The following is a 13,604-nucleotide window of genomic DNA, read 5'->3' as shown; positions in this document are numbered from 1 at the left end:
GCCGGGAATATGAAGTGTGACCCGCCTTACGTTTTACATCTTTCCCGATAAGAAATTAGCGGCAATGGCCGATGACTCTGGTACTTACCTCAAGTACAAGAGAGTCAACTCATGGATAAAAAGGCTGCGCCGGTCCGTGCGCAAAAGATCGGTTTCTTACACCACATCCGCCTGGTACCGTTTTTTGGTTCCGTTTTTGGCGGCATCCTGCTGCTTTTTGCCCTAAGCTCGGGGCTGGCTGGCTACTTTATGTGGAAAGCCGATATTGACCAACGTGATGTCACCCATGAGTTACAGGTACGGGTGGGGATATCCGACAGCGCTAACTATCTGCGCGAAGCACGTCTGATGATGATTCATGCTGGGGCGGACAGCCGTATTGCGGAAATGGACAGCATGAAAAAAAACCTCGCGGCGGCAGCCCACTGGATTCAACGTTCGCAGGCTGGATTTAAGGTTTACACCGACAGAAACGTGAAAACACCGGCAGACCAGGCGTTGGATGGTGAAATGAATCAACGCTATACCGCCTACCTGGAAGGGATGAAACCGATGCTGAAATATGCCCAGAACGGCATGTTTGAAGCGATCATCAACTACGAAAGTGAGCAAGCCCGTGCGCTGGATGACGCCTACAACGAGGTACGATTGAAAGTTATCGATATCCGTACCGCCCGCGCCAATCAATTAGCTGAGATGGCTCACGATCGTACCCGCCTCGGCGTCATCTTTATGATTGGGGCTTTCGTACTGGCTCTCGTCATGACGCTACTGACCTTTACCACATTACGCCGCGTGGTTATTTTGCCATTGCAGCGTGCCGGCGTACGTATCGCGCAGATTGCCAGCGGCGACCTGACCATGGCGGATGAACCGGTAGGGCGCAGCGAAATCGGCCAGCTCAATGGTAACCTGCAAAAGATGCAGCATGCGCTGGTGCAGACGGTGGGCACGGTGCGTCAGGGGGCCGAAGAGATCTACCGTGGCACCAGCGAAATTTCAGTCGGTAACACCGATCTCTCTTCCCGTACTGAACAGCAGGCCGCGGCCATTGAACAGACGGCGGCCAGTATGGAACAGCTGACCGCAACGGTGAAACAAAACGCCGATAATGCGCATCATGCCAGCAAGCTGGCGGAAGACGCTTCGGGTAAAGCGTCGCGCGGCGGTCAGTTGGTGTCCGGCGTGGTGGCGACCATGGGCAGTATCTCAACCAGCTCGAAGAAAATTTCGGAAATTACGTCGGTCATCAACAGTATTGCCTTCCAGACCAATATTCTCGCCCTGAATGCCGCGGTCGAAGCGGCGCGCGCGGGCGAGCAGGGCCGCGGGTTTGCGGTGGTGGCCAGTGAAGTGCGCACGCTGGCAAGCCGCAGTGCTCAGGCGGCAAAAGAGATTGAAGGGCTAATTAGCGAGTCTGTCACCTTAATTGAACGCGGCTCAGACGAAGTCGTGCGGGCTGGCTCGACGATGACCGATATTGTGGATGCGGTAAAACGCGTGACCGATATTATGCTGGAGATTGCGGCGGCCTCCGATGAGCAAAACCGCGGTATTCAGCAGGTGAGCCAGGCGGTGACTGAGATGGATAATGTCACTCAGCAAAACGCCTCGTTGGTAGAGGAAGCCTCAGCCGCGGCGGCTTCGCTGGAAGAGCAAGCGGCACGCCTTACCGAAGCCGTCGGGGCGTTCCGTATCCAGCGTAGTGAAAATCATGGGCATGAAAAGTCCAGCGCCAAACCGGCGTTTACGCCGACACGTCCGGCGGTGGCCACAGCGGGTGCGGATAACTGGGAAACGTTCTGATAAACAGAAAAAACCCCGTAGCCAAGGGTGGCTACGGGGAAGAGGATTACTGCGAATCCGGCAGGGCGTAAGCGATGATGTAGTCACCGCGATCCGGCGACTGTCGAGCGCCTCCGGCGTTAATCACGATGTACTGCTTACCGGTTTTTGGCGAAACATAGGTCATTGGGCCAGACTGGCTGCCGACCGGCAGACGGTCTTTCCAAATCTCTTTCCCGGTTGCGGTGTCAAATGCACGCAGGTAGAAGTCCTGGGTGCCCGCGAAGAACAACAGACCCGATTGCGTTGACAGCGATGCGCCAAGTGTCGGCATGCCGATCGGAATTGGCATATGCATGCGGATACCCAGCGGACCAGTGTCTTCTACGGTGCCAACCGGTACTTGCCACACGATCTTACCGGACTTCAGATCCACTGCCGACATGGTACCAAACGGCGGTTTCTGACAGGGGATACCCAATGGCGACAAGAAGCGTTCGCGCATCGCGCCGTAGGGGGTACCTTCCATCGGCACAATTCCCATCTCGATACCACTGGCACCTTTCGCCACGTTTTCACGCGGTACCATATAGTTCGCCAGGCCCAGGCGCATATCGTTAACGAACATCAGGCTATTGTTAGGATCAACCGACACGCTGCCCCAGTTCATACCGCCCAGTGACCCCGGATATTGCAGGGAGCGATCAACGCCCGGCGGGGTGAAAATCCCCTGATGGCGCATTTCTTTAAACTGAATACGGCATAGCAGCAAGTCCACCGGGGTTGCGCCCCACATATCGGACTCTTTTAACTGCTCGTTGCCGATCATCGGCATGCCGACGGAGTAAGGCTGCGTTGGAGAATAGCGCTCGCCATGCACGTTGCCCGCCGGAACCGGGCGCTCTTCAACTTTGGCGACTGGCTCGCCGGTTTCGCGATTGAGCATGAAGATCATGCCTTGCTTGCTGGTTTGTACCAGTACCGGCGTGGTGCTGCCTTTACCGTCTGGCAGATCGTACAGCAGCGGTTGCGAAGGCAGGTCGAAGTCCCACAGGTCGTGGTGTGTGGTTTGATAGTGCCAGCGGACTTTACCGGTTGTAGCGTCAACGGCGACGATGGAGGAACTGTATTTATCGTCCAGCGCGGTACGTTCACCGGCCCAGAAATCCGGAGTGGCGTTACCGGTTGGCAGATAAATGAGGTTCAGTTTCGCGTCATAGGACATTGCAGACCAGACGTTTGGCGTACCGCGAGTGTAGGTCTGGCCTTCCGGCGGCAGGCCCGTCAGATTCGGGTTACCTGGATCCCAGGCCCAGGCCAGCTTGCCGCTACGTACGTCGTACGCGCGAACCACGCCCGGCGGTTCATCGGTAGAGAAGTTATCCGCGACTCGGCCACCCACCACCACCACATTACCCGCGACCAGCGGTGTGGAGGTTTGCTGATAGTAACCCGGTTTGACTTCGCCCATACCGACGCTCAGGTCCACAATACCGTGGTTGCCAAAGTCTTCGCACAGCTTGCCGTTATCGGCGTTGATGGCGATCAGGCGCGCATCGGTGGTTGGCAGGAACAGGCGGCGCGGACAGGCAGCTGGCTGCGCTGTGCTCTGCGGCGCGTTCAGCACCTGCGTATCTTCAAAGTAGCCCAGACCACGGCAGCGCTGCCAGTTCGGCGCGGTGGCTTTCGAATCATAGCGCCACTTCTCTTTACCGGTATCGACATCCAGCGCCAGTACTTTGCTATACGGTGTACAGACAAACAGGGTATCGCCTACCTGCAACGGCGTGTTCTGATCTTCCGCACCTGAACCATTGCTCAATGGGATATCACCGGTGTGGGCAGTCCAGGCCACCTGCAGTTTATTGATGTTCTGCTTGTTAATCTGATCCAGGGCAGCAAAACGGTCACCATGGGTGGTATTACCCCAATGTTCCCAGTTTTTCTGCTCTTCACCGGCGGCTACCGGTTTAACCGGCACCGCTTCGGTAGCAGAAACCAGCGTTTGTGGCTTGAACATACCACCAATGCTTGCCAGCAGCGCGACAGCAATGACCGCCGCAAGGGCAAACGGCAGGCCTTTTTTAGCTGGCTGGGTGGTAGACATAAACGGCCAGACCAGCGCACAGAGGAAAGCCAGCACGCCAAAGGCAAACAGACGTGAGAAAAGCGGCCAGAAATCCCAGCCTGCATCGCTGATGGACCAAACGATCGCGACGATAAAGGCCAGCGCGTACAGCACAATGCCGCCGCGGCGATGACGGGCGATCAGGATGGCGCTGACCACCATCACCAGCCCCATCAGGGCAAAGAACCAGGTGCCGCCCACGGAGGCAAGTTTTGCCCCCAGGGCACCAATCGCCAGACCGATGAGCGCCATCAGCCCGATAAGAAGCCACTGCAAGATTCGGGGGAATCCTCGCGGCACGTTGCCAGTAGCCATACTGTTCTCCTTTCGACAGCATAAAATGCACAAAATGAACCAACTGGGGTTAACTTCGTTGCATTGGTGTTTTGAATGAAATATTGGTGTGTTTCTTGTCGAGGTATTTAGTTAGGTTATGAAATTACCTGTGAACCATTTGGTTAATTTATGGCTATGATAGATCTGTTAAATTGCATTGCGCAATTGTTAATAAATGATTTCGCATTATTTGCGTATAGGGCAGGGAAAAGTTGCCCGAAGGAGGCTATCGATAGTGAAGTTCAGCAGTCGGTGCAAGCAATGACGATTTTAGATCGCGTTAAATGGCGAATGTTTCATTCGCAATGCAGCCTTGCCTAAGCTCTCCGGGGGATGTTAATAAACAAGGGAGCCAACGTGGCCTGTTTGGCCACGTCACGCAATTATCAGGCAGGCATCGACTTTCGTACGGCGCTGAGCAGCGTCTGTGCGCCGGAGGAGAGCGTCGTGTCTACGCGAGTAAGGATGCCGATGGGTTCGCCCTGGCCTTGGGTCGCGATAGGCAGCGCGGTGAGCGTACCGCGCCGCAGATCGTCCTTCACCGCACCGGAAGGCACGAACCATACGTAGTTGTAGTCAACCGTCAGTTGGCGTGATAGCGATGCCGAAAGCGTTTCAATGCAGCCCGCAGGCATCTTACACCCCTGGCTCTGAAGGAGTGTCTCGGCATTCTGACGTGGAACCGTACCTTTTGGTGAAACGACAACCGGCCAGTCCAGTACGCGGCTCAGGGTGATGTTTTCATGCAGAATAGGGTGGTCTGGCCGCACCACCAGCTTCAATGATTCGAGGAACAAGAGCTCATAGTTTAGCCCGGTCATCAGTTCCGGATCCGACATCCGTCCAATACCAAGATCGATATCTCCGGACTTCAGCGCCGCCAACAGCATGGTGTTATTCATGGTGGCAACCTGGAGGGTGACGTCCTTTTGCTGTTGATGAAATTGCCCAATCACCGCTGGCAAGACACCCAGCGCAGCGGTGGGCAGTGCGCCAATTCGCACTACATCATTGTTAACACCTTCTTTACGAACAAGCGCCTGCCCGGCGGTATTTAACGCATCCAGCACCTTGACCGCATGGGTTAAGAACTGTTCGCCGACGAGAGTTAACTGTGCGCCCAGTCGACCACGCTCAAATAGCCGCGTGCCGGTTAGCTGTTCAAGCTCATTCAGCGTCTTGGAGAGTGCAGGCTGGCTGAGATTAAGTGTTTCAGCCGCGCGCCCCAATGTTCCTTGCTGGGCGACGGCCACGAATGTGTGCAGATGGCGCAGACGAATGCGCTGACTAAAGAGAGCATTTTTTTCCATAAGCGATGTTAAAAACAGAGCGGCATGGGTGACAAGTAATGTTGTTTAATTTTGATAACTTGCTAGCAAATTATTATTAACATTTGTGCGGTTTAACAGACAAGCGTTTTGTTGCATGGATAAAACCCGGCGTCGTTGCACTCAGCCGGGTCAGGTAAAGAGGAGATGCCAGAGAATATCAGCGCTTACACGTCAAAAAAGACCGTTTCTTTTTCACCTTGTAGATAAATATCAAAGTGGTACACCGTCTCACCGTTGCGCGTTTCTTTGTGGCCAATCAGCGTCTGACGGCGAACTTCCCACTCGATCAGATTCAGTACGGGATCGATGGCGTTGGCCTCCTGCTCGTCAGAAAAGTACATGCGCGTATTCAGGCCGATGTTGATCCCACGAGCGACGATCCACAGGTTGACGTGCGGCGCCATCATGCGCCCATCGCGGCCAACCGCCTGTCCGGGCTTAATGGTGTCAAAGCGCCAGACGCCCGTATCAAAGTTAGAGCAGGCACGGCCCCAGCCACGAAAATCAGCGTCCAGTGATTTGCCTTCCTGCCGATCGGCGACGTGGTTGTAGCGTCCCTCGGCGTTGGCTTGCCAGATCTCAATCAGTACGTCGCGTACTGGCGTACCGGAACCGTCGAAAACGCGGCCTTCAATGGCAATGCGTTCACCCGGTGTATGGCTGTTAACCAGCGTTGGGCCGAAGTTTTTCTCAAAAATATGAAAACCGGCGGCGTCCGGCGCGAGGCCAATGTGGACGTAAGGCCCAGCGGTTTGCGATGCGGTTTCGGGTAAATAGTCTTTCATCGTGCAGCCCCCTGCGTACGGTTTTCAAACAGCGTGGCGCGCTGGCCGCGCAGCACCAAATCAAAACGATATGCCAGACAGTCCAGCGGTACGGCGGCATGAGTATCCAGCTCAGCAATCAACGTACGAACCGCGTCGTCGTTATTGATGGCTTGCACGATTGGGCATTGTTTAATTAACGGATCGCCTTCGAAGTACATTTGCGTAATCAGACGCTGAGCAAAGGCTTCACCAAAAATCGAGAAGTGAATATGCGATGGTCGCCAGTCGCTGACCTGGTTGCGCCACGGATAGGGGCCGGGCTTGATGGTCCGGAAGAAGTAATAGCCGTTTTCATCTGTCATCACGCGGCCACAGCCGCCAAAGTTGGGGTCGATGGGGGCCAGATACTGATCTTTTTTATGCCGGTAACGGCCACCAGCGTTGGCCTGCCACACTTCGACCAGCGTATTTTTCAGCGGACGTCCGAAGCCGTCACGCACGTAGCCGTGAACAATAATACGTTCGCCGATCGGCAGGCCATCTTTGGCGTAGTTCAGAATCAGATCGTTATCCAGCGGGCCAATATCCTGCTGGGAGAAGACCGGGCCGGTGATCTCCGATAGAGAATTCTGCAATGAGATCAGCGCATTACGCGGCGAGCGCAGCACGCTGGTTTTGTAACCCGGCGCGTAGGCCGGTGGGTGATTGTTATAATCCCGGTGAATCACTTCTTGCGGTGACCATTTTGTGCTCATAGGTGGCTCCGTGTAGGGTATTTTATTATTGCCTCACACAGTGTGTGTAAATATATTGTTAATTAATAGTGAATTTAAGGTGTATTTTAAATAACCTGTGGTTATGTAATGGCCGGGATTCACTGCAAAATCAACTCAGTCGCCGGGATCACACTTTGTAAATTCTTACCGCATAGCCTCATGTGCTTACCTACACTGCAAATATAGGCACAGGAGATGGAAAACATGGCGCACACCCTTTCAGCAGATGATATTCGGGAAGATTTTTCACAAGCAATGTCGGCAATGTACCAGCAGGAAGTCCCGCAATATGGCACGTTGTTAGCGCTTGTTGCTGATGTGAATCTGGCGGTGCTGGAAAATAATGCACGCTTGCATGAACAGCTGGCGAACGCCGATGAGTTGGCGCGTCTGAACGTTGAGCGTCATGGCGCCATACGGGTGGGAACGGCTGAAGAGCTGGCGACGCTATGTCGCATGTTTGCCATTATGGGGATGCAACCGGTCGGGTATTACGATCTTTCGGTCGCTGGCGTACCGGTTCACTCCACCGCGTTTCGCCCCGTGGATGACGCCGCGTTACAACGCAACCCATTCCGAATCTTTACCTCATTACTGCGTCTGGAGCTGATCGACGATCCCGCGCTGCGCGAAAAGGCGGCGAAGATTCTCGCCCGGCGCGATATTTTCACTCCGCGTTGTCGGGCGCTGATGAATCTTCATGATAAACAGAACGGTTTCAACGTCGAGCAGGCACAAGAGTTCGTCCACGAAGCGCTGGAAACTTTCCGTTGGCACCGGCATACCACGGTAGACAAAGAAACCTACGAGGCGCTTAACCGCCAGCATCGGCTGATTGCCGATGTGGTTTGCTTCCCTGGCTGCCATATCAACCATCTGACGCCGCGCACGCTGGATATCGATCAGGTTCAGTCGCTGATGGCCGAATACGGGATCGAACCAAAGGCCGTCATAGAAGGGCCGCCGCGCCGTGCGGTACCGCTACTGCTGCGTCAGACCAGCTTTAAGGCGCTGGAAGAGCCGGTGGCATTTGCCGGCGATGCCAGCGGCACGCATACCGCGCGTTTTGGTGAAATTGAGCAGCGTGGGGTGGCGTTGACGCCAAAAGGCCGGGCGCTATACGACCGGTTGTTGAACGAAGCGGGCGTGGGGAAAGATAACCTCAGTCATCAGCAGCATCTGCAAGAAGTGTTTAAAGCCTTTCCCGATAGCGAATTCCTTCTGCGTCAGCAGGGGTTGGCCTGGTTCCGCTATCGTCTTACGCCGAGTGGTGACGCGCACCGTCAGGCGATCCGTCCCGGTGACGACCCGCAGCCGTTTATTGAACGCGGCTGGATAACCGCCCAGCCCATCACCTATGAAGATTTTCTGCCGGTGAGCGCTGCCGGGATTTTCCAGTCGAATCTGGGCGGCGATGCGCAGACGCGCAGCCATGGCAATGCCAGCCGTAGTGCCTTTGAAGCCGCCCTGGGACGGCCAGTTCTGGATGAATTCAAGCTCTATGAAGAAGCGGAGGTGCGCAGCAAACGCCGTTGCGGTTTGCTCTGAAACGGTTAATCTGCAAAGGAATCAACAAAAAAGGATGAACACCGATGCAGAATGCCTCAACGCGCGTAGAGACCTTACAAGGGTCGTTGTCAGGACGAGTGGACGAGGATATCCATCTGTGGTGCGGCATTCCCTATGCCGCACCGCCGGTCGGCTCCCTGCGCTGGCGCGCGCCGCAGCCGGTCATGCCGTGGCAGGGTGTTCGCCCCGCCGAGACCTTTTCGGCTTCCAGTTGGCAAAACAGTGAATACTGCCAGGAACTGGGCGGCGGCGATCCGGGCCGCTTCTCTGAAGATTGTCTTTATCTCAACGTCTGGTCGCCGGCGCAACGTCATGAGTTGCTGCCGGTAATGGTCTGGCTGCACGGCGGAGGGTTTACTATCGGCGCGGGCGGGCTGCCGCCATACGACGGCAAGGCGCTGGCACGGCGCGGCGTGGTGGTGGTGACGCTTAACTATCGCCTCGGCCACCTGGGCTTCTTCGCCCATCCGGCGCTGGAGGAAGAAGACGGCGAACGGCTGTATAACTTTGGTCTGATGGACCAAATCGCTGCGCTGCGCTGGGTGCAGGATAATATCGCTGCCTTCGGCGGAAACCGCGACAATATCACGCTGTTTGGTGAATCGGCGGGCGCGCGCAGCGTGCTGTCACTGATGGCTTCGCCGAAGGCGAAAGGCCTGTTCCATAAAGCCATTATCCAGAGCGGCTATACGTTGCCGGATATGCCGCGTGAAACCGCGCTGGCCCGCGGTGAACGGTTAGCTGAACACTTCAATCTCCCCAACGCGTCTGCGCAAAGTCTGCGTGAAATCCCGGCGGATGCATTCTGGTCGTTGACTGCACCGCATAATCTGGGGCCTGCGCCGATTGTCGGCGATGCGGTACTGCCACAGCCCATGCTGGATGTTTTTTTTGCCGCAAAGCAGCACCCCATGCCGGTACTTGTTGGTTCCAACAGCGACGAAGCGAGCGTCATGGCGGTCTTTGGCGTTGATTTGGCCGGAGAAATCCAGAAGCTACGCCGCGAGCGCCGCCTGGGACTGGGGTTAATCAAACTGCTTTATCCCGGCGTGAAGGGCGATGAGGAGTTGGGGCGTCAAGTGTGCCGCGACATGGCGTTTACCACGCTCGGCTACGTGGTGATGCAGGCCCAGCAGCGGCTGAATCAACCGTGCTGGCGTTATTGGTTCGACTATGTTGCTGAAGCGGAACACGATACTTATCCTCACGGCGCGTGGCATGGCAATGAAGTCCCTTACGTTTTCGATACGCTGGGGCACATACCGCCATCTTGTGATTACGTTTCGCCGCGCGATTTAGCCTTTGCCGCCCAGGTGGCCGATTACTGGGTGAACTTCGCGCGTCATGCCAGCGCGGAGCATGCGGTTCTGACGGGCCCGGTGCGTTGGCCTGCCTCGGTACGGGGCCGTGACCGATTGCTGCGTATCGGGTTACACAAGCACGCCGGCTTCCGTGTGGAAAACCGCTTTATGCGCGCGCGTCTGGCGCTGTTTAAACGCGTGATGAAACACCATGTGAATCTGGATTAGCAGATTTTCTTGCGCTACCAATTGGATTATCAGTCAATTTTGTCTAGAGTGGGCAGCAATATCGCCGTAATTTTTTAGCAGCATTCCGACTATAAAAAGGACGCTTTGCCAGGCATGAATCGCAGACACTTTCTAAAATCTTCAATGGCTGTTGCCGCCGTGTGCGGGACTTCCGGTTTTGCATCGCTTTTCTCCCAGGCCGCGCTGGCGCAGGAGTCTGACATTGCCGACGGCCAGACGCGTCGCTTTGACTTCAGCGTGCTGCAATCAATGGCTCACGATCTCTCCCGTCAACCGTGGGGAGGCGCTCCGCGCGCGTTGCCAGAGACGCTGGCAAATCTGACGCCGCAGGCTTACAACAGCATCCAGTACGATGCGGCGCACTCCCTGTGGAATAACGTGAAAGACCGCCAGTTGGATATTCAGTTCTTCCACGTGGGCATGGGTTTCCGTCGCCGCGTACGTATGTTCTCACTCGACCCGGCGAGCCAGCAGGCGCGTGAAATTCACTTCCGCCCGGAGCTGTTCCAGTACAACGATGCTGGCGTCGACACCAAACAGCTGGAAGGGCAGACCGACCTCGGTTTCGCCGGGTTCCGCGCGTTTAAGGCACCAGAACTGGCGCGTCGCGACATCGTCTCCTTCCTGGGCGCGAGCTACTTCCGCGCGGTCGACAGCACCTATCAGTACGGCCTGTCTGCGCGCGGTCTGGCGATTGACACCTATACCGACTCACTCGAAGAGTTCCCGGACTTTACCTCTTTCTGGTTTGAAACGGCTAAACCAGGCGACACCACCTTTACGGTTTATGCGCTGCTCGACAGCGCCAGCGTGACCGGCGCTTACAAATTCGTGGTGCACTGCGAGAAGGCGCAGGTGATTATGGATGTGGAAAACCATATCTATGCGCGCAAAGATATCAAACAGTTAGGCATCGCACCGATGACCAGCATGTTCAGCTGCGGGAATAATGAGCGCCGCGTCTGCGACACCATTCACCCGCAGATCCACGACTCCGATCGTCTGGCGATGTGGCTCGGCAACGGCGAGTGGGTCTGCCGTCCGCTGAACAACCCGCAAAAACTGCAGTTCAATGCCTACCAGGATAAGAATCCGAAAGGTTTTGGTCTGCTGCAGCTGGATCGTGATTTCACCCACTATCAGGACGTGATGGGCTGGTACAACAAGCGTCCAAGCCTGTGGGTCGAGCCGCGCAATCAGTGGGGCAAAGGGGCGGTAAGCCTGATGGAGATCCCGACGACCGGCGAAACGCTGGATAACATCGTCTGCTTCTGGCAGCCGGAAAAACCGATGAAAGCGGGCGACCAGTTAAACTTTAGCTATCGCTTATACTGGAGCGCGATGCCGCCGGTCCGTTCGCCGTTAGCCCGCGTACTGGCCACCCGCACCGGGATGGGCAGCTTCCCGGAAGGCTGGGCGCCGGGCGAACATTATCCGGATAAATGGTCCCGCCGTTTTGCGATCGACTTTGTCGGCGGCGATTTGAAAGCCGCTGCGCCGAAAGGCATTGAACCGGTGATCACGCTTTCCAGCGGTGAAGCGAAGCAGATTGAAATTCTCTACGTTGAACCGTTTGACGGCTACCGTATTTTGTTCGACTGGTATCCCACGTCAGACTCCACCGACCCGGTGGATATGCGCCTGTTCCTGCGCTGTCGTGGCGACGCCATCAGCGAAACCTGGCTGTACCAGTACTTCCCGCCAGCGCCGGATAAACGTCAATATGTTGACGACCGTATTATGAAATAACCAAGCCCGGACCCGGCCGAGTCATGCGACGCCGGGTTTTCTTTTAGACTGAGAACCTACACATGACCTGTGTTGAAACGATCGTCGCTTCCGACGTCATCACCCTTGAAGCCGTTAATGAGTCGCACGTAGCCGAGCTGCATCAGATGGTGCTGCGCAATCGCGACTGGCTACAGCAAACGCTCAACTGGCCGCAGTTTGTCAAAAGCGAACAGGACACCCGCCAGAATGTGCAGGGCAATATGATGCTGCACCAGCGCGGCATTGCCAAAATGTTCCTGATTTTTGTTGAGGGGAAATTGTCGGGCGTGCTTTCCTTTAACCAGATTGAACCGTCCAACAAGACCGGTTATATCGGCTACTGGCTGGACGAGGCCGCGCAGGGGAAGGGCATTTTATCCGCCTCGCTGCAGGCGTTTATGCGCTATTACGCTGAGCGCGGAGAAATTCGCCGCTTTGTGATTAAGTGCCGGGTGGACAATCCGCGCAGTAATCAGGTGGCGCAACGTAACGGTTTTCAACTGGAAGGTTGCTTGCGCCAGGCAGAGTTTCTGAATGGCGTGTTCTATGACCAGAATATTTACGCGCGAATTATCGACAATACCCGGTCATAGGGCACCAAATAGCGGGGTGCGCGTAATTCGCTGTGCGCCGGTAATGGCTTTGCGCCCGCGCAGATGAATAGCTTCGCCAGGCAGCGCTTCAACCACCACGTTGTCGGTGATATCAATGTGATACTCGATCAGCACATCGCCTTCGATACGCGCATCGCCCTGAATCAGCACGTGATCGTCGAGCAAAATGGGCCCGCCGCGGAGCCGGGCATTGCCGCCAACCAGGACGTGGTGTTTCAGCACGCAGTTACCTTCAATCACGGCGTTCTCCGCGACCTGCGAGCTGTAGCGTAGGGTGGGGATATCATCTTCGCCATGCCCGGCAATGATACGCGCGTGGCCGTAAACTTTGGCGCAGTCGCAGACCCAAATGTTGTTTTCCTCATTACCTTCAAGGCGCGCGCTGTCGTAAATCTCCGCTCGATGTTCCACAAAGGCGTGGTTTAGCCTGGCGTCACCGTAAATTTGTGCCTGATGTACGACCCGGCAATCGCGCAACCGGACGCGGTCGTAGATTTGCAGCAGACGTTCGTTGTCGGCGGTCAGGCCTTTTGCCCCGACAATCTGGCAGCCCTCGCCGATATGGGCATCGCCAAACAGGTGGCAGTGACCGTGTACGCGCGCGTTATCGACCGTGACATTGCCGCTCAACAGCGCCCCCTGACCGATCCGGCTGGCCAGCACGCGAGCGTTGCCGCAGATAATCGCCTGATGACTCACTTCGCAGGAGTCTATCAGCCGCGCGTTTTCCTCTATCTTTGCTCCGGCGTAAACGAGGCTGTTTTCATCGTAAATCCAGCAGTTGCCGTCGTGACTCAGTGCGTTTTCATCATCAACCCAGCCGCCCAGAGTGCCGGCTGTCACGTCGGCAAAATCCCTCAGGGCAATGATTTGCCGCATCACGATGCTTTCCCGCGCGCCGGGTTCGCCAATCTGAACGCTGCGTGAAGCGTCGCTAAGACGGTATTTTTTCATGATAACCTCAGCTAAGTAGATACA

At 56.0% G+C, this 13,604-nt stretch carries 10 protein-coding genes; 5 read left to right on the top strand and 5 right to left on the bottom strand.

All coding sequences use genetic code 11. The annotated features are described in order from the left end of the window. Positions 1 to 111: 111 nt before the first annotated feature. Positions 112 to 1,806 (top strand): methyl-accepting chemotaxis protein, encoded by a 1,695-nt coding sequence (locus tag K7B04_RS18130; protein ID WP_163446464.1) that lies wholly within the window; start codon positions 112 to 114, stop codon positions 1,804 to 1,806. A 46-nt stretch (positions 1,807 to 1,852) separates the two neighbouring features. On the opposite strand, the gene K7B04_RS18125 is transcribed toward K7B04_RS18130, so the two are convergent. From K7B04_RS18125 to pcaH, 4 genes are all read right to left on the bottom strand, one after another. Beyond that, positions 1,853 to 4,228, bottom strand: a complete 2,376-nt coding sequence (locus tag K7B04_RS18125) for a membrane-bound PQQ-dependent dehydrogenase, glucose/quinate/shikimate family (RefSeq protein ID WP_223802690.1) — start codon at positions 4,226 to 4,228, stop codon at positions 1,853 to 1,855. A 407-nt stretch (positions 4,229 to 4,635) separates the two neighbouring features. Then, entirely contained in the window at positions 4,636 to 5,559 is a 924-nt protein-coding gene (locus tag K7B04_RS18120; RefSeq protein WP_064545207.1) for a LysR substrate-binding domain-containing protein, read from the bottom strand. A gap of 185 nt (positions 5,560 to 5,744) precedes the next feature. After that, complete coding sequence (gene pcaG / locus K7B04_RS18115; RefSeq protein ID WP_223802689.1) at positions 5,745 to 6,365, bottom strand: protocatechuate 3,4-dioxygenase subunit alpha; 621 nt, start codon at positions 6,363 to 6,365, stop codon at positions 5,745 to 5,747. Further along, a complete protein-coding gene (gene pcaH / locus K7B04_RS18110; RefSeq protein ID WP_163446461.1) occupies positions 6,362 to 7,102 on the bottom strand; it encodes a protocatechuate 3,4-dioxygenase subunit beta in 741 nt (246 codons plus the stop codon). Before pcaH ends, pcaG begins: the two co-directional genes overlap by 4 nt. 225 nt (positions 7,103 to 7,327) lie before the next feature. On the opposite strand from pcaH, the gene K7B04_RS18105 reads away from it, so the two are divergent. From K7B04_RS18105 to rimL, 4 genes are all read left to right on the top strand, one after another. Next, the gene (locus K7B04_RS18105; RefSeq protein WP_223802688.1) at positions 7,328 to 8,671 is read left to right on the top strand and encodes a VOC family protein; all 1,344 of its coding nucleotides are present in this window, start codon (positions 7,328 to 7,330) and stop codon (positions 8,669 to 8,671) included. Positions 8,672 to 8,715: 44 nt separating this feature from the next. Then, positions 8,716 to 10,221 (top strand): carboxylesterase/lipase family protein, encoded by a 1,506-nt coding sequence (locus tag K7B04_RS18100; protein WP_223802687.1) that lies wholly within the window; start codon positions 8,716 to 8,718, stop codon positions 10,219 to 10,221. Between the two features lie 114 nt (positions 10,222 to 10,335). Further along, on the top strand, positions 10,336 to 11,991 hold the full coding sequence (locus K7B04_RS18095; protein ID WP_167575756.1) for a glucan biosynthesis protein: 1,656 nt from the start codon (positions 10,336 to 10,338) through the stop codon (positions 11,989 to 11,991). A 62-nt stretch (positions 11,992 to 12,053) separates the two neighbouring features. After that, the gene (rimL, locus tag K7B04_RS18090; RefSeq protein ID WP_223802686.1) at positions 12,054 to 12,605 is read left to right on the top strand and encodes a 50S ribosomal protein L7/L12-serine acetyltransferase; all 552 of its coding nucleotides are present in this window, start codon (positions 12,054 to 12,056) and stop codon (positions 12,603 to 12,605) included. Here rimL and ydcK read toward each other — a convergent pair. After that, the gene (ydcK, locus tag K7B04_RS18085; RefSeq protein ID WP_223802685.1) at positions 12,600 to 13,580 is read right to left on the bottom strand and encodes a YdcK family protein; all 981 of its coding nucleotides are present in this window, start codon (positions 13,578 to 13,580) and stop codon (positions 12,600 to 12,602) included. The two genes, rimL and ydcK, sit on opposite strands and share 6 nt — an antisense overlap. Between the last annotated feature and the right edge of the window lie 24 nt (positions 13,581 to 13,604).

The sequence above is a fragment of the Kluyvera sp. CRP genome, assembly GCF_019930565.1.
GTDB classification, from domain to species: domain Bacteria; phylum Pseudomonadota; class Gammaproteobacteria; order Enterobacterales; family Enterobacteriaceae; genus Kluyvera; species Kluyvera georgiana_A.
Note: the sequence above shows the minus strand (reverse complement) of the source record. Positions and strands in the feature narration are given on the sequence as shown.

What these genes read in the sequence shown, in the direction of transcription:
- pcaH (WP_163446461.1), bottom strand. Translation starts at nt 7,102, where the DNA reads ATGAGCACAAAATGGTCACCGCAAGAAGTGATTCACCGGGATTATAAC.
- K7B04_RS18105 (WP_223802688.1), top strand. Translation starts at nt 7,328, where the DNA reads ATGGCGCACACCCTTTCAGCAGATGATATTCGGGAAGATTTTTCACAA.
- K7B04_RS18125 (WP_223802690.1), bottom strand. Translation starts at nt 4,228, where the DNA reads ATGGCTACTGGCAACGTGCCGCGAGGATTCCCCCGAATCTTGCAGTGG.
- K7B04_RS18095 (WP_167575756.1), top strand. Translation starts at nt 10,336, where the DNA reads ATGAATCGCAGACACTTTCTAAAATCTTCAATGGCTGTTGCCGCCGTG.
- K7B04_RS18120 (WP_064545207.1), bottom strand. Translation starts at nt 5,559, where the DNA reads ATGGAAAAAAATGCTCTCTTTAGTCAGCGCATTCGTCTGCGCCATCTG.
- rimL (WP_223802686.1), top strand. Translation starts at nt 12,054, where the DNA reads ATGACCTGTGTTGAAACGATCGTCGCTTCCGACGTCATCACCCTTGAA.
- K7B04_RS18130 (WP_163446464.1), top strand. Translation starts at nt 112, where the DNA reads ATGGATAAAAAGGCTGCGCCGGTCCGTGCGCAAAAGATCGGTTTCTTA.
- ydcK (WP_223802685.1), bottom strand. Translation starts at nt 13,580, where the DNA reads ATGAAAAAATACCGTCTTAGCGACGCTTCACGCAGCGTTCAGATTGGC.
- pcaG (WP_223802689.1), bottom strand. Translation starts at nt 6,365, where the DNA reads ATGAAAGACTATTTACCCGAAACCGCATCGCAAACCGCTGGGCCTTAC.
- K7B04_RS18100 (WP_223802687.1), top strand. Translation starts at nt 8,716, where the DNA reads ATGCAGAATGCCTCAACGCGCGTAGAGACCTTACAAGGGTCGTTGTCA.